Consider the following 22,335-nt stretch of genomic DNA (forward strand, 5'->3'; position numbering starts at 1 on the left):
GATGCTGCTCGCCGCCGATGTCGGGAACACCAATGTCGTCTTCGCCCTGTTCACCTATGGGGAGGACGGCACGCACCACATTCGTGCACGCTGGCGCATCGCCACCGACCCGCGCCGGACGGGCGATGAATATGCGGTGTGGCTGCTCCAACTGCTGAAGATCGAGGGGTTCGAACGCTCGGACATCACCCAGATCATCGTCGCCTCGGTCGTCCCGCGCGCCGACCACAACCTCACCGTATTGTGCGAAAAGTATTTCGGCATCACGCCGCTGTTCGCCGGGCAGGGAACAGCGCGTTGGCGCTTTGAGATCGATGTCGACCAACCCTCGTCGCTCGGCGCTGACCGCGCACTCAACATTCTTGCCGCGCACCACAAATATGGCGGCGACCTTATCATCGTCGACTTCGGCACCGCCACCAAGTTCGAAGCGGTCGATTTCACCGGCGCCTACAAGGGCGGCTCGATCGCGCCTGGGATCAACCTGTCATTGGACGCGCTGGTCGGCAAGACCGCCAAGCTGCCGCGCATCGCGATCCGCGCGCCGTCCACCCGCAGCGTCATTGGCCGCAACACCGAAGACCAGATGCTGATCGGCGTCTTCTGGGGCTATGTCGCGATGATGGAGGGCATGGTCGCCAAGATGAAGGCCGAGATCGGCCGCCCCGCAAAGGTTGTAGCCACCGGCGGGCTCGCCATATTGTTCGACGACGCCACCGAAATTTTCGACCACGTTGATGCCGACCTTACACTGGACGGCCTCGCCATACTTGCCAGGCAGGCAGAAGCCGCCTGATCCTCTCTCACAGAACCGGAAACACATTGAAGAAAGATTTTACCCCCGAAGACGAACTCCTGTTTCTCGCGCTTGGCGGGTCCGGAGAGATTGGCATGAACGTCAATCTCTACGGCTGTCAGGGCAAGTGGATCATGGTCGATCTCGGCATGACCTTTTCGGGCAATGAATATCCCGGCGTCGAGCTGGTCTTCGCCGATCTCGATTTTATCGAGGAGCGCCGCAAGGACCTGATCGGTATCGTTCTCACCCACGCGCACGAGGATCATATCGGCGCGGTGCCCTATTTCGCTGGCGAGCTGGGCGTGCCGCTCTATGCCACGCCGTTCACGGCCGATCTGGTGGCGCGCAAGCTGGAAGAAGCGGGGCTGCTCGGCAAGGTCGAGATTATCATCATCGAGGAAGATCGCGGTGAGATCGAGCTTGGCCCCTTCACCATCACCTACCTCCCGCTGGCGCACTCGATTGCCGAGGGCAACGCGCTGCTGATCGACACGCCGCATGGGCGCATCTTTCACACCGGCGACTGGAAGCTTGATGACGATCCGATCATCGGCGAGCCGACCACCGAGGAAGAACTGCGCGAAATCGGTGAGGAAGGCGTGCTCGCGCTGGTGTGCGATTCGACCAATGTGTTCAATCCCAACCCCTCCGGCTCGGAAGGCGCGGTCCATAGTGCGCTGATGGAGGAAGTCGCGCGCCACAAGGGCAAGCGCGTCGTCGTGACCACCTTCGCCAGCAATGTTGCCCGCCTGCAAACCCTTGGCGAAGTCGCGATTGAGACGGGGCGGAAGCTGTGTGTTGCCGGCCGCTCGCTCGACCGGATTATTGAGGTGGCGCAGGACAATGGCTATCTTGAGGACTTCCCGACCCCGATCAGCTTCGAGACGGCGATGGGCCTCCCGCGCGGCGAGGTGCTGATCATCGCCACCGGTGGGCAGGGCGAGCCCCGCGCCGCGTTAGGCCGGATGGCGGACATGAACCATCCGATTGAGCTGGTCGCCGGTGATGTCGTCCTGTTTTCCTCACGCCAGATCCCCGGCAACGAAATCCCGATTGGCAAGATCCAGAACCAGCTCGCCGCGCGCGGAATCCAGATGGTGACCGACCGTCAGGCGCTGATCCACGTCTCGGGCCACCCGGGGCGGCCGGAGCTGGAAGCGCTCTACAGCTGGCTGAAGCCCGAAATCCTCGTGCCGGTCCACGGTGAAATCCGCCACATGGCCGAGCAGGCGCGGGTCGGCAAGGCTGCGGGTATCCCGCATCAGGTGGTGCAGAAGAACGGCGATCTGGTCCGCCTCGCCCCCGGCAAGCCGGGCAAACTCGCCGAAGTGCGTGCCGGGCGTCTGGTTCTGGATGGCGATATCATCACCGCGGCTGACGGCGATGCCATCACCATGCGCCGCCGCATTTCGGGTGATGGTGTGCTGATCGTGGTGCTGGCGCGCGGGGCAAAGCCGGTGATCGAGGCGATCGGCTTGCCGCTCGACGAGGATTTGCCCGACTTCCTTGAGGAAGCTGCGGGCGATGTGCTGACCGCGATCAATCGCCTCAAGGGCAAGGACGCGCGCGATATGGCCGTGATCCGAGAGGCTGCGCGCCTTGCGGCGCGCCGTGCGGCGCAGCGCTGGTCGGGTAAGAAGCCGCAGGTGCGGGTAGTGATGCCGGGGGCGGCGGCCTGATGCAGATCACCTCGATTGCGGCGATCTACTTCCTGTTCTTCGTGATGAGCGGCTTCATGATGCTGCCGTTCGGCGTGAAAACGGCGGACGAGGCGGGGATCGAAAAGGTGCCGGGGCAGGCAGACAGCGCGCCGGTCAACTTCCAGCCGGGCAAGGTCGCCGCGCGCGCATCCATAGTGGCGGCGGTGGCGACCGCGTTATTCGTCGCCAACTATACCTATGGGTGGATCACTGCGGCCGATATCGACTTTCTGCCCAAGCCGCCCTCGGCAGCCGACTAAGTCCGGAACCGCTGGATCGCCTGGGCCAGCGCCACGTAGAGCTTGCCCATGTCCGAACCCAGCATCGTCACGCTCAGGACGTGACCATCGCGGGTCGAGAGGGTCTGGCGCAGCATCGCTTCGAAGTCGTGGATGTAGCGGCTGACATTGGCTTTGAACGTGTCGTCGGCGCTGTAGAGCGCCGCGATATCCTTGGCAGTGCCATTGTCGATCAGCCGCACGGCGCGGCGGGTGAAGATGCCCCGGTCACCCTTGAGATAGGCTTCCCACGCCGTGTCGGCCACTTCGTCAGCCAAGGCTCCGGTGATGTCAATCGCGGCTGAATTGAGGCTGTCGGTGATCAGCGCCATGCGCCGGGCGAAGTCGTTATTGACCTGCTCCTCTGCAAGTTCACGGGCGTGCATCACCCGCTGTTCGAGATTGCCGGTGAGCTCGTTCACCTTCACCAACTGATCGCGCAGCTGGATCGCCGCCTCGCGCCCCACTCCCGAGGCATGAGCGGCTGACTGTTCAAGCTTGCCGAGCGTCGCAGCGGCCTCATTGCGCAGCGCGCGTTCGAGCACCTCAACCGCTTCGCCGCCGAGATTGTTCGCCAAGGCCAGCATCTTCTCGCGCGCGCCTTCATCAAGGGTGGCGAAGGCGCGGGTGATCGCGGTTTCCAGCGCCGAAAGCGATGCGCGCAGGCTGTCCTGCGTCTCGACCGCCAGCGTGCCGCTTTCCTCGGCCAGCCGCGCGAACCCGCCGCGCAGACCCTGCAACCGGGCGAGGGCGTCTTCTGTTTCTTCGGCCAGATGGGACTTGAACCCGGCAATTGCCGTTTCCGCCGTCTCGATCTCCGCGCGGGTGCGCAGCAGATAGTCCGACAGGTCGCTGCCCGCCTGCGTGCTGCGCAGCATCAGCGCCTCGACCTTGTCGGCCCGCGCTTCGACCCCTTCCAGAGCGATGTTGGCCCCGTTGATCGCGGTGTTGAGGTCTTCGCGGCACGTGCGAGCGCCGGATTGCAAAATCTCCAGCAAGCGCACGCTGCTATCGGTCAATTGCATCAAATGCGCTTCGGTAGCAGAGATCACAGCGCGCTTCTCGCCAAGCTGTTGGGCCAGCGTGTCAAGGCCCGCACCAAGGCTTTCGCGGGCAGCTACGCTTGTCTGGTCGATCTCGGCCAAGACCCGTCCGAGTTCTGCGACCCGCTCGGTCATCGCTTCACCCTGGACGACCAGCTTTTCGATCTCGGCGACCTGCGCCTCGCGCCGCTGGGCGAGCGCATCGTCGAGCGCCGCCAGCCGCTGGGCCAACACTTCGCTTGCCTGCGCTTCATGGGTTTCAAAGGCCGCCTGCCGCTGTTCGATCAGCTCGTCGAACTGGCGGTTGCGTGTCGCCAGCTGCTCATCGAACTGCACCGCTTCCTCACGGAGCTTGGCGATCCGCTCGTTCGCAACGGTGGCAGAATTGCGGTCGAGCTGGTCGACCAGATTGAGTTTCTCCACCAGCGTCTCGTGCAGCGCGGCAATCGCGGCGGCATAGCTGGCGCGCGCGGTCTCTCCCGCTTCGCGCAGCCGATTGGCGAGCGCTTCGCTTTGGCTTGCGATGGCCTGCGCCCGCTCGCCATGTGCCGCCAGCGCTTCTTCCTCAAGCGCCGCGATGCGGGTGCGATAGGCCTCAGCCTCTGTCTGCAAGGCCGCAAAGCGCTTCGTGACAATCGCTTCGATCCGGGTCAGCTGGGCCTCATACTGGCCGAGCGTATCGCCGACTTGCGCGGTCAGGCGTGTGACCTGCGCCTCACTTTCGGCCCCGGCGAAACCGAGCCGGTCAAACCCGCCGGTGAGCCGCGCCAACTGATCTTCGGCGACGCGGCCCGCGCCGCCAATCTGATTGGCGACATCGCGCGCGGCATTGGCAATCACGGGCAGATCGTCGCGCAGCCGGTTCATGTTGCCCAGCGCGGTTTCGCTGGTGGTGCCAATCGCCTCGACCTGTGCGCCATTGGTGGTGATCAGCGCCTGCAATTCGCCGGCATGGGTGGACAAGCGTTCCGCCGCGATTCGGCCAAGCGCCTCAAGATCGCGGGCTTCGGCGGCCAGAAATTCACGCGCCAGGCTCAATTCGCGGTTCACGAACTTCAGCCGCGCTTCGAGAGCGGCGCCCTCGCGGTTCATCAGCGCGGCGGTTGCGGCAAAGCGTCGGCCTTCAGCATGTGAGGAGCGCATCGCGAGCAGCCACACGATACCCACCAAGGCAACCGGCACAGCCCATTCGACGATCCAGCCAGCCCACTGCGCAGGCAAGGCCCCGCCACGAATGTCAGCCAGGTGAGCCGAGACGAAAAACCCGCTCCATCCCGCAATCACCAGCACCGCAAGGCTTGGCGCGAGCCAGCCGGATCGGGCGGGGGAGACCGCTACCTCATCATCCTCGGCCCAGGTTTCGGACAGATCGAGCATAGCGTCGAATGCCCCATCCTGCCCATCGGCTTCTGCAAAAGCCATGTCGTCTGCGCCGTCATCGCCGCTCTTGCGCCCCAACGCGCGCATCTGGTGCCGTCCTGCCATAAGCCACCTCATACCACAGCCGGAATCGGGATAAACCCCGCATTAACCCAATTCGGCCTATGTGCCTGTCATGGCTTTCAATCACGGTGCTCTTGATGCGACCCTTGCGGCAGCGGCCGGCGACGATGCCGCCTTGCTGCGTGAGCTGCGCGCGGCTTTCCTCGAAAGTGCGGCCAAGCAGCTCGATCTGCTCAAGCGCGCGCGCTGTGATGGCAATTGGCATGTCGCAGCGATGCGGCTGAAGGGCCTTGCTGCCAGCTTTCACGCCGAAGACCTGCTCCAGGCCGCTGAAATCGCGCTCCACGCCGCGCCGGGCGAGCCGATGGCAATCCGCGAGATTGAGGCTGTGCTCGCACGCTTCAACCGCGCGCAGAATCGCAACATCCGCTTCTGATTCGCCGCGCCGTGCGCTGCGTCGGGGCAAACCGCGCAGTGCCGCTTGAACCTCCGCTCTGAAACCGCCAATCCTTGGTCGCCTGCTGGCGGATCGAGGGAAGGGGGTTTGGAATGCGCATCGGCCTCATCGCAGCACTCCGGCGCAGCGCGGATGGTGGACTGCGCGCGGAACTCTCACTCGCCGGGCGCAGCGTTCTGGCCTGGCAGGCGGATCTGCTGCAATCCCTGGGCGCCGAGCGGGTGCTGTGCCTGACCGAGACCAACACTGACGAAGTGCTGCAATTGCAGCACCGGATCGAGGCAGACGGGGCAGCGTTTCATGCATTGCCAAACTTCGCCGCTCTGCCTGCATTGGTGCGGGCAGAGGATGATCTCATCATCCTGCGCGATGGTCTGGTGCCCGATCCAGCGGTCGTGCAGGCAGTGCTCGGGGGAGACGTGGGGCTCCAGAGGGTGATCGCAGCGATCCCGGCGGATCACGCGCTCGCCGCCGCTTACCCCGATGATTTCGAGCGGATTGATGCCGCGCGCCACTGGGCGGGCGTGCTGGTGATGCGCGGCGCGCCGGTGCAGCAATTGGCGGATTTTCCGGATGATGCCGACGCCGTCTCACTGTTGCTGCGGCTCGCCTTGCAGGCAGGAACCCTGTGCCGCGATCTCGCCGCGCGCGAGCTGGTGCCGGAACGCTGGCTGCTGGCCGATGGCACAGCCACGGTTGCCGAGGCCGAGCAGGCACTGATCGCCGATGCCGCCGCGCCGACGGATTGGCGCGCACCGCTTGCGACGCTGGCGGCAATGCTGGTGCGCGCCTTGGCTCCGAGGGGCCTTGAACAGGGCGGGCTTGCGGCAGGCGGGCTGGCTTTGGCGCTGCTGCTGATCGGCGTGATGTTTGCAGCTTTCGGTCCGGCGGCCGTGGGGCTGGCGCTGGCGGGGCTGGGGGCCTTCGCCGCGAGGGTCGCGATTGACTATACCGCGCTGGCCGCAAGGCTCAGGCGGGCGGGCGATCCCGGGCGCGGGCCAGCCGTGCTGGCGGCGGCGGTGGACGGGCTGGCGGCGCTCACGGCATGGTTTGCGCTGTCGCCCTGGCCCGAATGGCAACCGCTCGCGGTTCTGGGGCCTGTGGTGGTCGGTCTCGCCCGCCTCACCGCGCGCCAGTCCGAGGCAATGTTGGCTGTCCCTGCTGCTGACCGAGCGAGCCTGTTGCTGATGCTGGCGCTTGCCGCCGCCTTTGGCGTTTTGCCAGAAGGATTGGCCTGTCTCGCCTTGGGGCTACTCCTCGCTTTGCTGCTGCGTCCTGACCGGGTTTGATCTAACGCCGTCTTAACTATGTGGGCGCTATGGCCTGCAAGGATGGGCGAAAAGACGATGGACCTGGCCGCCGACGCTGATGTCGAGGCGATCCTCACGGATGAACTCGCGCGGGAAGCCCGCGCGCTGGCGGCGGTCGTCCCCGTTCTGCGCCATCTCTTGAGCAGCGAGGCTGAAGCGCTGGTGAGCGAGGCGATCCTCGCCCGCGTGAGGGGCATGATCTTCGATCTCGCCGCACAATTGCTGGCCGCATTGTCGGGCCGCGATCCGGTCACCCGCGCGCATGCCTCCGCCGATCCAGCCGCGCTCGATCGGCTTGCTGCGACCCTGATGGCGGACGAGGCATTGCTCGGCTTCTGCCATGCGCTCGCGGCCGAGGGGCTGATTGCCGAACGCTTGCACCAACGCCACGCAATCGATCCGGTGTTGAGCCCGCTCTTGCAGGAGCTAATCGCCTCCGAAGACCCCGCCATCGCCAGCCTTGCGATGAGCACGCTCGCGGCGCAATCGCGGTTCGTCCAAGGCCAGCGCCGGATGGAACTGCCGCTGGGCGAATTGCCCGCCGAACTGTTCCACCGCCTGATCGGCAGGGCTCAGACCGAAGCACAGGAAACCGCGGCGCTGGGGCGGTTGCAGGCAGGCTATGACGAGGCGACTGGGCGGCTCGGCCTGCTGGCGAGACTGGTCGCAGCGATGCGGCGCGGGGCGATGGCGGCGCTGGCGCTGGATCATGCCGGGCTGGCGCTGTTCGCCAGTGCGCTGTCGATCACCACACGCCAACAGCGCGGAGACGCGGTGCTCGCCTGCCACGACGGGCAGGGATTGCGGCTCGCCTTGATGCTGCGGGCGGGCGAACTGTCACCTGCTGCGATCGAGCGTCAGCTGCTGCTGGTCGAGCCATCGGGCCGCTTGCCGCGCGGCTTTGGCGGGGTTTCGGCCGACCGCGCGGGCGTGCTGCTGGGCGGCGGCGCGCTGTGATGAACACCATAGACCGCACGGACGGCCTGTTGGGCGCCTATGGCCTCACCGATGCGCGGGACCGGCTGCTGAGCGCCGATGCGCCGCTCGCGGAATTGCAGGAGCGGTGCGGCGGCGATCTGCCCGGCACCCTGGCGATCCCTGAGCTTCTGGCGCTGGTGCAGCAGGCACGGCGCATGGGACTCAGGATCGCACGGGCCTTCAGCGCCTTTGACGGGGATGCCGAGATTTCCGGTTTCGCCCGCATCCACCCCTTGAGCGATGATGATGGCGGCGGGTGCGAAGTACTGGTCGAGAACTGGCAGCGCAGCCCGCTGACGCCGCCCAGTGCCCGCGAATTCGCCGAGACAATCGACGCGATTGACCGTGCCACTGCCGAGGTCAGCGCTCGGCTCGATGCCCGCCAGCGCCTCCAGGTGCTCAGCGCCCGCGCGCCCGATGCCGCCGCGCTTCAGGTCGCCGCTCTGGCCGCGCCCGGTATAGTGTGGAGCGAGTTGGTCGAATTGATCGGCATCGCCCACCAACAGCCGTTGCACTGGCGATTGCTCGACGGGGCGACCTGCCGGTTTGCCGGATCGCAGCGCCACTGGCGCGTGCGGCTGATCCCGCTGGGGACGGATGTGCAGAACCCGGCGGGATTCGAATTGCTGCTGATCGCCGAGGAGCCGCTCACTGCACCGACCGAGCCCGATCCGGCTGAGGACGGCGCACCCGAAACGTCGCCCACGCGGCTTGTCGGCACTGCGCTCACCCCGGTGTTGCGCCAGCCGGTCGCCCGCATCATCGCCAATGCCGAGACGATCCGCGCGCGGCTCGCCGGGCCCTTGCGGGACGAATACAGCGAATATGCCGGCACCATCGCCAGCGCCGGGCAGCACCTTTCCGCGATGCTGGACGATCTCGCCGATCTCGAAGTGGTCGAGACCCCCGGCTTTGCCACGGCGAAGGAGCCGGTCGATCTGGCGGATGCGGCCATGCGGGCCGCCGGGATACTCGGCGTGCGCGCGCGCAACCGCGACACCGTGCTGGTGACCGAGGGGGTCCATGCCGAGGCAGTCGCCACAGCCGAGTTCCGGCGGGTGCTCCAGATCCTCATCAACCTGATCGGCAATGCCATCGCCTATTCGCCCGCAGCGAGCACGGTCACGATCACGGCGCATGGGGTGAGCGAGGGCAGGGTGGCTGTCACCGTTGCCGACGAAGGCCCGGGGGTCACGCCCGAACAGGCCGAGCGCATCTTCGATAAGGGCGAACGTCTGGGCCGCGATAGTGACGGCGGGCGAGATCGAGGGTCAGGCCTCGGCCTCTATATCTCGCGCCGACTGGCCGAGGCGATGGAAGGCAGTTTGACGGTGGAGAGCGCACCGGGCGGCGGAGCGCTGTTCCGGCTCGAACTGCCGCGCGACTGAAACGCCGCGCTGTATTCGCACGCTTATGATTTGCCTTGCCGGTATGTGATGAGTGCAAGCAATGCCGCCCCGGCGGCGATCACCGCAAAACCCCGCACAACCCACTCGCCCTGACCCAGCATGAAGCTGTCCGCGGGCCAAGCCAGCAGCCCGGCACCTTGCAAGGCCCAGATGATGCCCATCGCGATCAGGAATATGCCTGCCGCGCGGAGCATCATCATGGGTTTGTTAGGGCCTTAGCGCTGGTCGAGCGAGATGTAGTCGCGCTCGGTCGGGCCGGTGTAGAGCTGGCGCGGACGCCCGATTTTCTGGCCGGGATCGCTGATCATTTCGTTCCACTGCGCCACCCAGCCCACGGTGCGGGCCAGCGCGAAGAGCGCGGTGAACATGGTGGTCGGGAAGCCGATCGCCGAGAGGATGATGCCCGAATAGAAATCGACGTTCGGGAACAGCTTCTTCTCGATGAAGTAGGGATCGTTCAGCGCGATCTCTTCGAGCCGCAGTGCGGTTTCGAACAGCGGGTCGGTGACCTTCAGCGCCTCGAACACCTCACGCACGGTCTTCTGCATCACCGTCGCGCGCGGGTCGTAGTTCTTGTACACGCGGTGGCCGAAGCCCATCAGGCGGAACGGATCGTTCTTGTCCTTCGCGCGCTCGATATAGTGCGGGATCTTGTCGGGCGTGCCGATTTCCTTGAGCATGTTGAGCGCGGCTTCATTCGCGCCGCCGTGCGCCGGGCCCCACAGACAGGCGATGCCCGCCGCGATGCAGGCGAACGGGTTGGCGCCCGACGAACCGGCGAGCCGCACGGTCGAGGTCGAAGCGTTCTGTTCGTGATCGGCGTGAAGGATGAAGATGCGGTCAAGCGCACGCTCCACCACTGGGTTCACCACATAGGGCTCGGCCGGAACGCCGAAGGTCATGCGCAGGAAGTTGCCGGTGTAGCTCAGCGAATTGTCAGGATAGACGAAGGGCTGGCCGACCGAATACTTGTACGCCATCGCCGCAATCGTTGGCATCTTGGCGATCAAGCGGTGCGAGCTGATCGTCCGGTGCGTGGGATCGGAGATGTCGGTGCTGTCGTGATAGAACGCCGACAGCGCGCCAACCACGCCGCACATAATCGCCATCGGGTGCGCATCGCGGCGGAACCCGCGGTAGAAGGTCATCAGCTGCTCGTGCAGCATGGTGTGGCGGGTGATGGTGTAGCTGAAATCGTCGAGCTCGACCTTGCTCGGCAACTCGCCATTGAGCAGCAGGTAGCTGACTTCCATGAAGCTGGAATGTTCGGCCAGCTGGCCGATCGGGTAGCCGCGGTGCAGCAGCACGCCTTCATCGCCATCGATATAGGTCAGCGCGCTTTCGCAGCTGGCGGTCGAGGTGAAGCCCGGATCGAAGGTGAACGCCCCGGTTTGGGCGTAGAGCTTGCGGATGTCGATCACATCCGGCCCGGTGCTGCCTTCGAGCACGGAATAGTCGAAGGTATTGCCCCCGAGTTCGAGTTTCGCCAGCTTGTCTGCCACGATGTTTCTCCTGTCCAAGTTTTCTGCCCCCGCAGCGGCGCGGCTACGCAGCCTGTGCGTCGAGCCGAGCGAGAGCTTCGTCCCGGCCCAAGAGGACCAGTACGTCAAAGATACCGGGTGAGGTGGTCGTCCCGGTCAGCGCCGCGCGCATCGGCTGCGCCAGCTTGCCAAGTCCCAATCCCTGCTCCTCGGCGAGCGCCTTCGTAGTGGCTTCGAGCGCCTCGCTTGTCCAGTCGTTTTGCGCAGCCAGATGGTCGTGAATTGTGCGCAGGATCGCGGGCGCATCGCCTTCCAGCAGGGCAGCGGCCTTCTCGGTCATGGCGAGCGGACGCTTTGCGAACAGAAACGCTGCGCCGTCAACTACTTCATTGAGGTTCTTCGCGCGCACTTTAAGGACCGGCATTGCGCGGGCGAGCAGGTCTTCGTCGGCCGTCTCGCCAATGCGCGCCGCTACCAGCGCGGCAAGGCGGGCATCCTCGGCCTCGCGCAGGTAATGGCCGTTCAGGTTTTCGAGCTTCTTCATGTCGAAGCGCGACGGGCTCTTGCCGACGCCGGCCAGATCGAACAGTTCGACGGCCTCATCGCGCGTGATTTCCTCGCGGTCGCCATGGCCCCAGCCCAAACGCAGCAGGTAATTGAAAAGCGCTTCGGGCAGTATGCCGAATTCGTCACGATAGGCCTCAACGCCCAGTGCACCGTGGCGTTTGGAGAGCTTGGCCCCGTCCGAGCCATGGATCAGCGGGATATGGGCATAGACCGGATCGGGCCAGTTGCCCTCGATAGCGTTCATCGCACGATTGATCGGCAACTGGCGGAACGCGTTGTTGAGGTGATCGTCACCGCGGATAACGTGAGTCACGCCCATGTCGTGATCATCGACCACCACCGCGAGCATATAGGTCGGCGTCCCGTCCGCGCGCAGGATGATGTAATCGTCGATTTCCTCGTTCCTGACCGTCACAGCACCCTGCACCTGATCGTGAATGGTGACTTCACCCTCGGTCGGGGTCTTGAGGCGGATGGTGAAAGGCGCGCCTTCCGGGGCCTCGGCAGGATCGCGGTCGCGCCAACGCCCGTCATAGCGCAGTGGTTGCTTGTTCATGCGCTGGTCGTTGCGCATCGCTTCAAGCTCTTCGGGGGTGGCAAAGCACCTGTAAGCGTGGCCTGCGTTGAGCAGTTGCCACGCGACCTCGGCATGGCGCTCGGCCCGGTCGGACTGGAACACCGGCGGCGCATCGTAATCGAGCCCGAGCCAATCGAGCCCGTCGATGATCGCATCAATCGCCGCCTGCGTGGAACGCTTGGCGTCGGTATCCTCGATCCGCAGCAGCGTGCGACCACCGTGGTGGCGGGCATACAGCCAGTTGAACAGCGCGGTACGCGCGCCGCCGATATGCAGGAACCCGGTGGGCGAGGGCGCGAAGCGGGTCACGACTTCGCCTGGCGCGCTTGCGAGGGGGGTGCTGCTTTCGCTTGCCATTGGCTTCGACTTCCTGTTCAATTTGAACGGCTTGGGCGCCTTCCGGGCCTGTCGGGGGACAAGCCGATGCGCGATGTGCCGATCATTCCGATGGGAGAGGACCCGGGTGGCCTGATTAGCCCCGGAGAACCGACGCCGCGCCCTTGGCAAACCCTACGGCGATTGTCCAGCACCCGAGGTCTCGGCGGGCGGATGCTCGACGGGGCGGAACGCTTTCTGGGAGAGGCCGGCTTCGACCGTGCGCCGTGGCTGGCGGTGGTGTTCGCGCTCGGGATTATCACATGGTTCGTGCTCCCCGAGGCGTCGCACTGGATCGCAGCCATGGCTTTGGGAGCCGCGCTCGTGCTGGCGACACTGGCGGTGTGGCCGATGGGGAGTATCGCGGACGAAACCCGCGCCAACCTGCGTCTCGCTCTGATCCTGTGCGGGCTGGTGTTTGCGGGCGGGATTGCGACGGTGTGGGCCCGCTCGGCGATTGTCGGGGCGACGCCGATTGCTGGGCCGGTTGTCGCACTGCTGCAAGGCCGCGTGCTGGCGCGCGAGGACCAGCCTGCGGATGAGAGGTTGCGGCTGACGCTGGCGGTGCGGCTGCCGGCGGAGGGCACCGAGAGCGCAACGGCGCGGAAGGTCAGGGTCAACGTGCCCTTGGCGGCGCTGGGCGAGCGGGGCGCGCCTGCGGGCCTTGCCGAAGGGGCAATGGTACGATTGCGCGCCAGGCTTATGCCCCCGGCGAGCCCGATGCTACCCGGCAGTTACGACTTTGCGCGGGCGGCGTGGTTCAAGGGGCTGGCGGCCACGGGAACCATGGTCGGCCCCCTGACGCTCGTTCGGCCTGCCCCCGAAGACACGGGTATTGCCAGCGTGCAGCGTTGGCTTTCGGCCTATATGCGCGGCCGGGTCGAAGGGTCGCCGGGAGCGATTGCGGCAGCCTTTGCCAGCGGTGACCGTGGCGGGATCGCCGAGGCGGACGAGGTGGCGATGCGCGATTCGGGCCTCACTCACCTGCTCTCCATCAGCGGGCTGCATGTGAGCGCGGTTATCGCGGCGGCCTATTTCGCCGCGCTGCGCTTGCTGGCGCTGTGGCCCGCGCTGGCCTTGCGGGTGCGGCTGCCGGTGGTGGCAGCCGGGATCGGGGCGCTGGCGGGGATCGGATATACACTGCTGACCGGTGCCGAAGTGCCGACGGTCCGCAGCTGCATTGCGGCGCTGCTGGTGCTCGGCGCGCTGGCGCTGGGGCGGGATGCGCTCTCGCTCAGGATGGTGGCGGTGGCAGCGGGCTTCGTGCTCCTGCTCTGGCCCGAGAGCGCGATCGGTCCGAGCTTCCAGATGAGCTTTGCCGCGGTGCTGGCGATCATCGCCCTGTCGAACAGCGCGCCGGTCCGCGCCTTTCTCGCCCCGCGCGAGGAGCCGTGGTTGGCGCGCACCGGACGGCAGGTGGTGATGCTGTTTGTGACCGGGGTGGTGATCGAACTCGCACTCATGCCGATCGTGCTGTTCCATTTTCACCGAGCCGGAATGTATGGCGCGGTAGCCAATGTCATCGCGATACCCTTGGTTACATTTGTATCCATGCCGCTGATTGCGCTGGGTTTGTTCCTCGATCTGGTGGGGCTGGGTGGCCCGGTGTGGTGGTTGGTCGAACGCTCGCTCTCGCTGCTGCTGGCCATTGCCCATGTCACGGCTGGGCAGGCGGGGGCGGTGACGCTGATGCCGCAGATCAGCGGTTTCGTGGTCGGTCTGTTTGCAGCGGGTGGGCTATGGCTTGCGCTCTGGCGCGGGCCGGTGCGGCTCGCGGGGCTGGTGCCAGTAACGGTGGCGAGCGTGATGGTGGCGCTCACCCCGATCCCCGATCTCTTGGTGGCAGGTGACGGGCAGCAGGTGGGCATCACTGTCCCCGGTCCTGATGGATCGCGGCAGCTGCTGTCTCTGCGCGATAGCCGCTCGTCCTACACTCGCGATAATCTGATGGAGATTGCCGGCGTCGCGGCCGAGCCTGTGCCGCTGACGGATTGGGACGGGGCGCATTGTTCTTCGGCGTTCTGCACGCTGATCCTGAACCGCGGCGGGCGGGATTGGGTTCTCCTGCTCGGGCGGGGGCGCGAGCAGGTCGAGGAACGCGCCTTGGCTGCAGCCTGCGCCGAGGCGGATGTGATTGTATCAGAGCGGTTTCTCCCCCGCTCCTGTCGCCCGCGCTGGCTCAAGGCGGATCGGCGCTATCTGCGCCAAAGTGGCGGACTGTCTATCGATCTTGCCAGCCAGACGATCACCACGGTCTCAGCGGGGCAGGGATCGCATGGCTGGTGGCGGATCGAGGACAATCGCCCCCGCCGCGCTCTGCCGGCAACCGCGATAAGTCCAGACACAAAGGGGTCTAATCTGGGCCAAGCACAGCATGGCGGGGGTTTAGACGCAGCAAGGCCGCCTCAAGGGGTTCCCTGACGCGGCCTCACATTTCTCTACGCGTTTGCAATCAAAGACTATTCACTAGCCAAAGCACGCTTGGCATCCGCCAGTCGCGTCAGCGCATCAGTGATAGCGCCGCAGCAACCCTGCCAGCTTGCCCTGCACTTCAACTTCGTCGGGGCGGTAGAATTGCGGATCATAAGCCGCATTGGCCGGATCGAGCCGCACCTGACTGCCCTCGCGCCGCAGGTACTTGAGCGTCGCTTCCTCGCCGCGCACCAGCGCGACCACGATCTCGCCGTCACGGGCGGTGTTTGTCCGCCGCACCAGCGCGAAGTCGCCATCAAAGATCCCGGCCTCGACCATCGAATCCCCTGACACTTCGAGCGCATAGTGCTCACCCGGCCCAAGCAGTGCAGCCGGTACCGGCAAGGTGGTCTGGCCTTCCAGCGCCTCGATCGGGGCACCAGCCGCGATCCGGCCATGCAACGGCAGCTCGATCACATCATTCGCGGCGATCGCTTCGGCAACGCGCGGGGCGGGCGGAACCATTGGCACCACGTTGTCACCCGCAGACGCAGCGGCGCGGGCCGGGGTGGCATCTTCAGGCTGACGGATCACTTCCAGCGCGCGTGCCCGGTTAGGCAGGCGGCGCAGGAAGCCGCGTTCTTCCAGAGCGGAAATCAGCCGGTGCACGCCCGACTTGCTCTTCAGATCGAGCGCTTCCTTCATTTCCTCGAAACTTGGCGAGATCCCGGTCTCCTCCAGCCGCTGCTGAATGAAACGGATCAACTCGTGCTGCTTGGCCGTCAGCATGGATCAAATCTCCCTTGGTCGCATTCACGCCCAGCCCATCGGCCAGGCGCCAGTCCCACTTGTGCTCCAAGAGGCACCCGCGCCGGTCAGCGCGTGGTGCGTTGCATGCACGTTCGATCCGCCATTAAGGTGAACGAACAAGGAACAATTAGGCAACTCAATGGGAGGTGTCAAGCGCGCCTTGCGCCAAACCCGCGCATTTCAGCCATTTTGGAGCTTGAACACCGGAACAGGCTCGCCCGCCTGAAGGGCTGGCGAATGCGCCGGGCGGTCAATCAGGCAATCGGCCTCGGCCAAGGCAGACAGCGCGGAGGAATCCTGCGATCCGGCCAGCCGCACACTGTCGCCCTCGCGCACCGCGCGCAGAAATTCGCGCCGGGGCCCGATGGCGGGCAGGTCTTCGCCTGCACGCAAGGTCTCGGGGCGGGGCAGGGGATCGGGATCACCCTGGCTCGCGCGGATCAGCGGCAAGGCGAACAGCAGCGCGGTGACGAAGCTGGAGACCGGATTGCCCGGCAGGCCCAGCACCACCTGCGAACCGCGCGTGGCGACCAGCAGCGGTTTGCCCGGCTTGATCGCGATCTTCCAGAAGGCGATCTGCGCGCCCCAATCGGTCAGCGCGGGTTTGATGAGGTCATGATCGCCGACCGACGCGCCGCCCGAGGTGATGAGGATGTCGGCCGCTTCGGCCCGTGCCAGGGCTGCGGCGAGCGCGGCGCGATCATCGGGGACGGGACCGATGCGAGTCACCTCGCAGCCCAAGGGCGCGATCAGGGCGGCAATCATTGCGCCGTTGCTGGCAGGGATCTGGTGGGGGAGGCACTGGGCCGGGTCGCTCGCGAGTTCGTCCCCGCTGTCCATCACCGCAACGCGAATGGGGCGGGTGACGGTGACCTGCCCATGCCCGGCGGCGAGCGCCAGTGCCATGCGGCCCGCGGTGATGCGCGTGCCGCGCGTCAGAAGCAGGTCGCCGCTGCGAAAATCGAACCCGGCCATGCGGATATGGCGACCGGGCGGGGGCATTTCGGTGGCGGTGATAGTGCTCTCGGCGCGCACGGCATCTTCCTGAAGCAGCACCCGGTCCGCGCCTTCGGGCACGATCGCCCCGGTCGAGATCCGCACGCATTCGCCTGGGATAAGCGTGCCGGGGAAGGGCGCACCGGCACGGCTTTCGCCGACCAGGGTCCACGGCCCTTCGCCGGGGCTGAGTGCATAGCCGTCCATTGCCGACAGGTCGGCCGCAGGCTGGGTGCGGGCCGCGCGGATATCCTCGGCAATGATGCGGCCGAGCGCCGCTTCGGTCGGGATTGATTGCAGCGGCAGCAGCGGGGCCAGCGCCAGCAGACGGGCCTGCGCTTGTTCGAGGCCCAGCAGCTCGCTCAAAGGGGTGCGTTCCAGTCACCCGACTTGCCACCGGACTTGGCGATCAGGCGGATGTCGGAGATGACCATGCCCTTGTCGATCGCCTTGGCCATGTCATAGATTGTGAGGAGTGCGACAGAAACCGCTGTCATCGCTTCCATTTCGACGCCGGTTCGACCAGTCAGCGAGGCGGTGGCCGTCGCACGGATAGCGCCGTCTTCATAGGCGAAATCCACGCTCACCGCTTCCAGCCCGAGCGGGTGGCACAGCGGGATCAGCTCACCGGTGCGTTTGGCCGCCATGATCCCGGCGATGCGCGCCGTGCCGAGCACGTCACCCTTGGGCGCGTTGCCGTGGCGGATGGCTTCGAGAACCTCGGCCGACATCATGATCCGTCCCGACGCGACCGCGCGGCGCTGTGTCTGCGGCTTGCCGCCCACATCGACCATATGCGCCGCGCCGTCGCTGTCGAGGTGGGTGAGCTTGCTCATGCGTGCGCTTGTGGCCCGAGCAGCGCGGCGGTGGCACTCGCAATATCGTCAGCGCGCATCAGGCTTTCGCCGACGAGGAAAGTGCGCACGCCTGCCGCTTCGAGCCGCTGGCAATCCGCATGGGTGTTGATCCCGCTCTCGCCCACCAGCAACGTGCCTTCCGGCGCGAGCGGGGCGAGGCGTTCGGTGACGGCAAGGCTGGTGGTGAAGGTCTTGAGATCGCGGTTGTTGACCCCGATCAGGCGCGATTTGAGCACGCCCGCGGCGCGCTCCATCTCGGCCTCGTCATGGACTTCGACCAGCACGTCCATACCGTGATCGCGCGCGGCGGCTTCGATTTCGGCCATCACACTGTCCTCCAGCGCGGCGACGATGATCAGGATCGCATCGGCCCCAATGGCGCGCGCTTCGAGGCATTGCCACGGGTCGACCATGAAGTCCTTGCGCAGCACGGGCAGCTTGCAGGCGGCGCGGGCAGCGATGAGGTAATCCTCGTGCCCCTGAAAATAAGGCGCGTCGGTCAGGATCGAGAGGCACGCTGCGCCGCCCGCTTCATAGGCGGCTGCGTGCGCGGCAGGGTGGAAATCCGCGCGGATCAGCCCTTTGGAGGGGCTTGCCTTCTTAATCTCGGCAATCAGGGCGTAGCCTGAGGCGGCACGGGCGCGCAGGGCCGCTTCGAACCCGCGTGGTGCAGATTGCAGCCGGGCGGCTTCTGCCAGCTGCGCGTCGCTCACCGCGTGCTGACGCGCGGCGACTTCCTCGCGCTTGGTGGCGCAGATTTCTTCGAGCTTGTTCACCTAAAAAACTACCGTTCGTGCTGAGCCTGTCGAAGCACCGTCTTTCTTCGAGCGGCAGATAAGAGGAAGTACGGCCCTTCGACAAGCTCAGGGCGAACGTGTGGGGTTACTTTGCCATTTCGATCCAGCGTTCGAGCAGCCCCATCGCCGCGCCCGAATCCAGTGCCTCGCCTGCCATTGCGGCGCGTTCCGTCCAGTTGCTGCCGCGTCCCGCGACCGTCAGCGCACCGGCCGCGTTGAGCAGCACCGCATCGCGATAGGGGCCGGGGGTGCCCATCAGCAGCGCCTTCAAGGCGGCGGCGTTATGCGTCGCATCATCGCCGCGGATCGCTTCGATCGGGGCGTGGGGCAGTCCGGCGATGCTCGCGTCGAGGCGCTCCATCGTGAAGGCGTTGCCGGTGACCACCGCCACCTCGTTACCGCCCGCGAGGCTCAATTCGTCGAGCCCTTCGTCGCCCGAGACGATCAGCGACTTGCCGGTGCCAAGCCGCGCCATCGCACCGGCATAGATCGGGACATAGGCGGGCCGCGCAATGCCGATCAGCTGGCTGGTCACCTTCGCTGGGTTCGACAGCGGGCCCATCAGATTGAAGATCGTGCGCTTGCCGATTTTCAGGCGGATGGGCTGGATGCGCGCCATCGCAGGGTGATGGTTCTTCGCAAACAGGAAGCAGATGCCGATTTCGGCGAGGGTGCGTTCCGCCGTCCGCCCGGCGGCGTCCATGTCGAGGCCGAGCGCTTCCAGCGTATCCGCCGCGCCCGCTTTCGACGATGCCGCACGGTTACCGTGCTTGGCGACCGGCACGCCGCAGGCGGCGACCACCAAGCTGACGGCGGTCGAGACGTTCAAGGTGTGGTGCCCGTCGCCCCCTGTGCCGCAGACGTCGATCGCATCATCGGGGGCGGTGATCGGGATCAGCCGTGCCCTCAGCGCCCGCGCTGCGCCTGCGATTTCGTCCGCCGTCTCCCCGCGCGCAGAAAGGGCGACGAGGAAGGCTTCGATCTCGCTTTCGGACGGTGCGCCATCGAGCAGTACGCCAAAGGCCGCTTCGGCTTCGGCCTCGCTCAGCGGTGCGGCGACATCGGGGAGGGCGTTCATGCCGTTAGCCTTGAAGGCATTGCCGGCTTCAGGCCGCAGAGACGCACGAAGTTGGCCAGCAGCGCGTGGCCATGTTCGGTGGCGATGCTTTCCGGGTGGAACTGTACCGAGTGGATCGGGAGGCTTTCGTGGCGGAAGCCCATTACGCTGGGGTGATCCGCGCCGGGCGTTTCCGCGTGAGCATTGGCGACCAACTCGGCGGGCTCATTCACCACCTCAAGGCTGTGATAGCGCGTGGCGATGAAGGGCGAGGGCAACCCGGCAAACACGCCCGTCCCGTCATGCGTCACCGGCGAGGTCTTGCCATGCATCAACCCGCCGCGTTGCACGGTCCCGCCAAAATGCTGCCCGATCGCTTGATGGCCGAGGCACACACCCATCAAAGGCTTGCCCGCATCGGCACAGGCCGCGACCAGATCGAGGCTGATTCCGGCCTCGTTGGGCGTGCAGGGGCCGGGCGAAATCAGGAACCCGGCGGCATTGGTGCGCAAGGCATCTGCCGCACTCATCGCGTCGTTGCGTTCCACGCGCACCTCGGCCCCCAGCTCCATCAGGTAATGGACGAGGTTGAAGGTGAAGCTGTCGTAATTGTCGATGACGAGAATCATTCTGCGGCTGCCTTCTCGCGTTTGGTCACCACGATTATGGGCCCGACCCGGCCCTTGTCTTGCCGCCCCTTCGCCGGGTCCCACAGGCTCGACACCTGCCCGTCGAGGTAGAGCGCGGTCGATACCTTCAGCTCATCGCGGAAGAAGCGCGCCAATTGCCCGAAGCTGATCGGCGCGTCGGAGATCACGAAGTGCGCTTTGCCCGCCGCGTCGACGCCTACGCCGTTGCGGATCGCCTTTGACGGGCCGTCGTCCTGAATTTCCGGGTGGAGCTTGCCGTCGATCAGCAGCAGTGGGCCGGATTGCGTGCCGAAGTCCGGCCGGTCGCCGACGGTCTCGAAGAAGGTGTTGCTTCCCAGCACGCGCCATGTGGTGCCGGTGCCGAAGAACACCCCGTTGGGCTTCATGTAGAAATTGCCGTCACCCTCGGCGCGGTTGAGTTCGCCGAGACGCTCGCCGTTCTGGACGTAGTAGCCGATCGGCTTGAGGTCATCGCCATACATTCCGCCATTGACGGCAAAGGCGATACGCTTGGGATCGACGCTCCCCGCAAAGGCGGAGAGCGAACCAAAGGGTTGCTTGTCCGCGCCGAGGTTCGCCATGGTGATCGCGTGCGTGGCGGGATCGGCAATGCAATGGGTGAGCGCGACGGTCTCAAAGGTCACGCTGCGGCAGGCCGAAGGCCCGGCATTCTCACTCGGCGTGGGGGAGGGCGAGCTGCCTTGTGTGACCGGCGACCCATCAAGGTTGACGGTCACCACGGCATCACCCGCCGGCGCCTCGGAACAGGCGGAGAGGGCGAAGATCAGACCGGCGGCGAGGAGGGCTGCGCGCGTCATTGGCCATACCCCGGTTCGCCAGCGACCCGCACAGCCTCACGCGCAGCGGCGATGAGCGCGCCCGATTTGGCGCGGCATTCGGCGAGTTCGTAATCGGGGTCGCTGTCGGCAACGATCCCTGCGCCCGCCTGCACATGCATTACCCCGTCCTTCACCACGGCGGTCCGCAGCACGATGCAGCTATCGAGACTGCCATCCGGGGCGAAATAACCTACGCCGCCCGCATAGGCGCCGCGAGTCTCGGGTTCGAGTTCGGCGATGATTTCGCAGGCGCGGATCTTGGGTGCGCCCGAGACTGTGCCTGCCGGGAAGCCTGCAAACAGCGCGTCGAGCGCGTCCTTGTCAGGCGCGAGATTGCCAATGACATTGCTGACGATGTGCATGACGTGACTGTAGCGCTCGATCGTGAAGCTGTCGGTGACCTCTACCGTCCCCGCCGCTGCGACCCGTCCGACATCATTGCGCCCGAGATCGAGCAGCATCAGATGCTCGGCCCGTTCCTTGGGATCGGCGAGCAGGCTGGCCTCGTTGGCGAGGTCGTCTTCGCGCGTGACGCCGCGGGGGCGCGTTCCGGCGATGGGGCGGATTGTGACTTCGTTCGCGCCCTTGTCGTTGGGGCGGACCCTGACGAGGATCTCCGGGCTCGACCCCACGAGTGCAAAGCCCGGCAGGTCGAGGAAATAGAGGAACGGGGAAGGGTTCACCCGTCGCAGCGCGCGGTAGAGCGCCAGTGGAGGCAGGGTAAAGGGGCAGGTGAAGCGCTGGGCCAGAACCACTTGGAAGATATCGCCTGCCAGAATGTAGTCCTTGGCGCGTAGGGCCATCGCCTTGTAATCGTCGGGCGCGATGACGGGGGCGAGATCGGGCAGGCTGCCGGGCACCGCATCGGCGGAGGCCGCAGGCATGGCCTGACCAAGCTGGCTGAGGGTCGCGTCGATCCGCTCGCCAGCGCGCTCTACGGCGGCGGCGGGATCGCTTGCCGCCCAGATCGGCGCGATGGCGAACAACGCGTTGGTCAGGCCGTCGAACACCAGAATGACCGTGGGCCGCACAAACAGCATGTCGGGCAGGTCGAGCGGGCTGTCGGCCGCGCGGGGCAGGGTCTCGACCAGCCCGATCGTCTCGTAACCGAGATAGCCGACGAGACAGGCCAGCGCAGGTGGCAGGCCTTCAGGCATCGGGTCGATACGGCAGGTGGCTGCAAGCGCGCGCAGTTCCCCAAGCGCGTCGCCGCGGCAGCGCGTGAAGGCATCGCGGTCAATGCGCCAGTCAGGATTGATCTCGGCCGCGTTGCCTTTGGCGCGGAACACCAGATCAGGGTCGAGCCCGAGCAGGCTGTAACGCCCGCGCACTTCGCCGCCTTCGACCGATTCGAGCAGGAAATCACCGCGCCCCGGCACGATAAGCCGCCGCGCTGCGCCGACCGGCGTGTCGCTGTCAGCGATGATCCGTCGCCACACCAGCGCCGCGCGGCCCTCGGCCAGCATGGCTGCGGCTGCGGCGGCGTTTTCGGGCAGGCCT

20 protein-coding genes are annotated in these 22,335 nt (G+C 66.0%); 8 read left to right on the forward strand and 12 right to left on the reverse strand.

Annotation, left to right across the window (positions count from 1 at the left end):
* Position 1: 1 nt before the first annotated feature.
* From GVM20_RS09490 to GVM20_RS09500, 3 genes are read left to right on the forward strand one after another with little or no spacing between them, the layout of a single operon-like run.
* A complete protein-coding gene (locus GVM20_RS09490; RefSeq protein WP_166546959.1) occupies positions 2-796 on the forward strand; it encodes a type III pantothenate kinase in 795 nt (264 codons plus the stop codon).
* A 26-nt stretch (positions 797-822) separates the two neighbouring features.
* Positions 823-2,478, forward strand: a complete 1,656-nt coding sequence (locus GVM20_RS09495) for a ribonuclease J (protein ID WP_199799530.1) — start codon at positions 823-825, stop codon at positions 2,476-2,478.
* Complete coding sequence (locus GVM20_RS09500) at positions 2,478-2,759, forward strand: DUF1467 family protein (RefSeq protein WP_160761037.1); 282 nt, start codon at positions 2,478-2,480, stop codon at positions 2,757-2,759. The genes GVM20_RS09495 and GVM20_RS09500 overlap by 1 nt, the downstream gene beginning before the upstream one ends.
* On the opposite strand, the gene GVM20_RS09505 is transcribed toward GVM20_RS09500, so the two are convergent.
* Positions 2,756-5,305, reverse strand: coding sequence for a coiled-coil domain-containing protein (locus GVM20_RS09505; RefSeq protein ID WP_166546960.1), 2,550 nt, complete (start codon positions 5,303-5,305; stop codon positions 2,756-2,758). The genes GVM20_RS09500 and GVM20_RS09505 overlap by 4 nt on opposite strands.
* A 70-nt stretch (positions 5,306-5,375) precedes the next feature.
* Between GVM20_RS09505 and GVM20_RS09510 the strand changes: the two genes are divergently transcribed.
* The 4 genes from GVM20_RS09510 to GVM20_RS09525 all read left to right on the forward strand — a co-directional run bounded on the left by GVM20_RS09510 (position 5,376) and on the right by GVM20_RS09525 (position 9,396).
* The gene (locus GVM20_RS09510) at positions 5,376-5,699 is read left to right on the forward strand and encodes an Hpt domain-containing protein (RefSeq protein ID WP_166546961.1); all 324 of its coding nucleotides are present in this window, start codon (positions 5,376-5,378) and stop codon (positions 5,697-5,699) included.
* Between the two features lie 113 nt (positions 5,700-5,812).
* Positions 5,813-7,009 (forward strand): hypothetical protein, encoded by a 1,197-nt coding sequence (locus GVM20_RS09515; protein WP_166546962.1) that lies wholly within the window; start codon positions 5,813-5,815, stop codon positions 7,007-7,009.
* 57 nt (positions 7,010-7,066) lie between these two features.
* Positions 7,067-7,987, forward strand: coding sequence for a hypothetical protein (locus GVM20_RS09520; protein WP_166546963.1), 921 nt, complete (start codon positions 7,067-7,069; stop codon positions 7,985-7,987).
* Positions 7,987-9,396 (forward strand): sensor histidine kinase, encoded by a 1,410-nt coding sequence (locus tag GVM20_RS09525; protein ID WP_166546964.1) that lies wholly within the window; start codon positions 7,987-7,989, stop codon positions 9,394-9,396. The genes GVM20_RS09520 and GVM20_RS09525 overlap by 1 nt, the downstream gene beginning before the upstream one ends.
* A 23-nt stretch (positions 9,397-9,419) precedes the next feature.
* On the opposite strand, the gene GVM20_RS09530 is transcribed toward GVM20_RS09525, so the two are convergent.
* The 3 genes from GVM20_RS09530 to gltX are packed head-to-tail and all read right to left on the reverse strand — an operon-like array spanning position 9,420 to position 12,399.
* The gene (locus GVM20_RS09530; protein ID WP_166546965.1) at positions 9,420-9,617 is read right to left on the reverse strand and encodes a hypothetical protein; all 198 of its coding nucleotides are present in this window, start codon (positions 9,615-9,617) and stop codon (positions 9,420-9,422) included.
* A gap of 15 nt (positions 9,618-9,632) precedes the next feature.
* Positions 9,633-10,919, reverse strand: coding sequence for a citrate synthase (locus GVM20_RS09535; RefSeq protein WP_166546966.1), 1,287 nt, complete (start codon positions 10,917-10,919; stop codon positions 9,633-9,635).
* A gap of 43 nt (positions 10,920-10,962) precedes the next feature.
* Positions 10,963-12,399, reverse strand: a complete 1,437-nt coding sequence (gltX, locus tag GVM20_RS09540; RefSeq protein ID WP_166546967.1) for a glutamate--tRNA ligase — start codon at positions 12,397-12,399, stop codon at positions 10,963-10,965.
* 162 nt (positions 12,400-12,561) lie between these two features.
* Between gltX and GVM20_RS09545 the strand changes: the two genes are divergently transcribed.
* Complete coding sequence (locus GVM20_RS09545; protein WP_234031941.1) at positions 12,562-14,838, forward strand: ComEC/Rec2 family competence protein; 2,277 nt, start codon at positions 12,562-12,564, stop codon at positions 14,836-14,838.
* 87 nt (positions 14,839-14,925) lie between these two features.
* On the opposite strand, the gene lexA is transcribed toward GVM20_RS09545, so the two are convergent.
* From lexA to GVM20_RS09585, 8 genes are all read right to left on the reverse strand, one after another.
* A complete protein-coding gene (lexA, locus tag GVM20_RS09550) occupies positions 14,926-15,618 on the reverse strand; it encodes a transcriptional repressor LexA (RefSeq protein WP_166546968.1) in 693 nt (230 codons plus the stop codon).
* A gap of 201 nt (positions 15,619-15,819) precedes the next feature.
* Positions 15,820-17,001 (reverse strand): molybdopterin molybdotransferase MoeA, encoded by a 1,182-nt coding sequence (locus GVM20_RS09555; protein WP_166546969.1) that lies wholly within the window; start codon positions 16,999-17,001, stop codon positions 15,820-15,822.
* Complete coding sequence (gene moaC / locus GVM20_RS09560) at positions 16,998-17,471, reverse strand: cyclic pyranopterin monophosphate synthase MoaC (RefSeq protein WP_166546970.1); 474 nt, start codon at positions 17,469-17,471, stop codon at positions 16,998-17,000. Before moaC ends, GVM20_RS09555 begins: the two co-directional genes overlap by 4 nt.
* Positions 17,468-18,268 (reverse strand): indole-3-glycerol phosphate synthase TrpC, encoded by an 801-nt coding sequence (trpC, locus tag GVM20_RS09565; protein WP_166546971.1) that lies wholly within the window; start codon positions 18,266-18,268, stop codon positions 17,468-17,470. The genes moaC and trpC overlap by 4 nt, the downstream gene beginning before the upstream one ends.
* Before the next feature lie 106 nt (positions 18,269-18,374).
* Complete coding sequence (gene trpD, locus GVM20_RS09570) at positions 18,375-19,367, reverse strand: anthranilate phosphoribosyltransferase (RefSeq protein WP_166546972.1); 993 nt, start codon at positions 19,365-19,367, stop codon at positions 18,375-18,377.
* Entirely contained in the window at positions 19,364-19,975 is a 612-nt protein-coding gene (locus GVM20_RS09575) for an anthranilate synthase component II (RefSeq protein WP_166546973.1), read from the reverse strand. Before GVM20_RS09575 ends, trpD begins: the two co-directional genes overlap by 4 nt.
* Positions 19,972-20,814, reverse strand: a complete 843-nt coding sequence (locus GVM20_RS09580) for a phosphodiester glycosidase family protein (RefSeq protein WP_166546974.1) — start codon at positions 20,812-20,814, stop codon at positions 19,972-19,974. The genes GVM20_RS09575 and GVM20_RS09580 overlap by 4 nt, the downstream gene beginning before the upstream one ends.
* The gene (locus tag GVM20_RS09585; protein WP_166547024.1) at positions 20,811-22,301 is read right to left on the reverse strand and encodes an anthranilate synthase component I family protein; all 1,491 of its coding nucleotides are present in this window, start codon (positions 22,299-22,301) and stop codon (positions 20,811-20,813) included. The genes GVM20_RS09580 and GVM20_RS09585 overlap by 4 nt, the downstream gene beginning before the upstream one ends.
* Positions 22,302-22,335 lie beyond the last annotated feature (34 nt).

Source organism: Porphyrobacter sp. SLTP (assembly GCF_009905735.1).
Lineage (GTDB): Bacteria > Pseudomonadota > Alphaproteobacteria > Sphingomonadales > Sphingomonadaceae > Erythrobacter.

What these genes read in the sequence shown, in the direction of transcription:
- GVM20_RS09585 (WP_166547024.1), bottom strand. Translation starts at nt 22,301, where the DNA reads ATGCTGGCCGAGGGCCGCGCGGCGCTGGTGTGGCGACGGATCATCGCT.
- lexA (WP_166546968.1), bottom strand. Translation starts at nt 15,618, where the DNA reads ATGCTGACGGCCAAGCAGCACGAGTTGATCCGTTTCATTCAGCAGCGG.
- GVM20_RS09520 (WP_166546963.1), top strand. Translation starts at nt 7,067, where the DNA reads ATGGACCTGGCCGCCGACGCTGATGTCGAGGCGATCCTCACGGATGAA.
- GVM20_RS09500 (WP_160761037.1), top strand. Translation starts at nt 2,478, where the DNA reads ATGCAGATCACCTCGATTGCGGCGATCTACTTCCTGTTCTTCGTGATG.
- GVM20_RS09580 (WP_166546974.1), bottom strand. Translation starts at nt 20,814, where the DNA reads ATGACGCGCGCAGCCCTCCTCGCCGCCGGTCTGATCTTCGCCCTCTCC.
- GVM20_RS09510 (WP_166546961.1), top strand. Translation starts at nt 5,376, where the DNA reads ATGGCTTTCAATCACGGTGCTCTTGATGCGACCCTTGCGGCAGCGGCC.
- gltX (WP_166546967.1), bottom strand. Translation starts at nt 12,399, where the DNA reads ATGGCAAGCGAAAGCAGCACCCCCCTCGCAAGCGCGCCAGGCGAAGTC.
- GVM20_RS09525 (WP_166546964.1), top strand. Translation starts at nt 7,987, where the DNA reads ATGAACACCATAGACCGCACGGACGGCCTGTTGGGCGCCTATGGCCTC.
- trpD (WP_166546972.1), bottom strand. Translation starts at nt 19,367, where the DNA reads ATGAACGCCCTCCCCGATGTCGCCGCACCGCTGAGCGAGGCCGAAGCC.
- GVM20_RS09490 (WP_166546959.1), top strand. Translation starts at nt 2, where the DNA reads ATGCTGCTCGCCGCCGATGTCGGGAACACCAATGTCGTCTTCGCCCTG.
- GVM20_RS09515 (WP_166546962.1), top strand. Translation starts at nt 5,813, where the DNA reads ATGCGCATCGGCCTCATCGCAGCACTCCGGCGCAGCGCGGATGGTGGA.
- GVM20_RS09505 (WP_166546960.1), bottom strand. Translation starts at nt 5,305, where the DNA reads ATGGCAGGACGGCACCAGATGCGCGCGTTGGGGCGCAAGAGCGGCGAT.
- moaC (WP_166546970.1), bottom strand. Translation starts at nt 17,471, where the DNA reads ATGAGCAAGCTCACCCACCTCGACAGCGACGGCGCGGCGCATATGGTC.
- GVM20_RS09575 (WP_166546973.1), bottom strand. Translation starts at nt 19,975, where the DNA reads ATGATTCTCGTCATCGACAATTACGACAGCTTCACCTTCAACCTCGTC.
- GVM20_RS09530 (WP_166546965.1), bottom strand. Translation starts at nt 9,617, where the DNA reads ATGATGATGCTCCGCGCGGCAGGCATATTCCTGATCGCGATGGGCATC.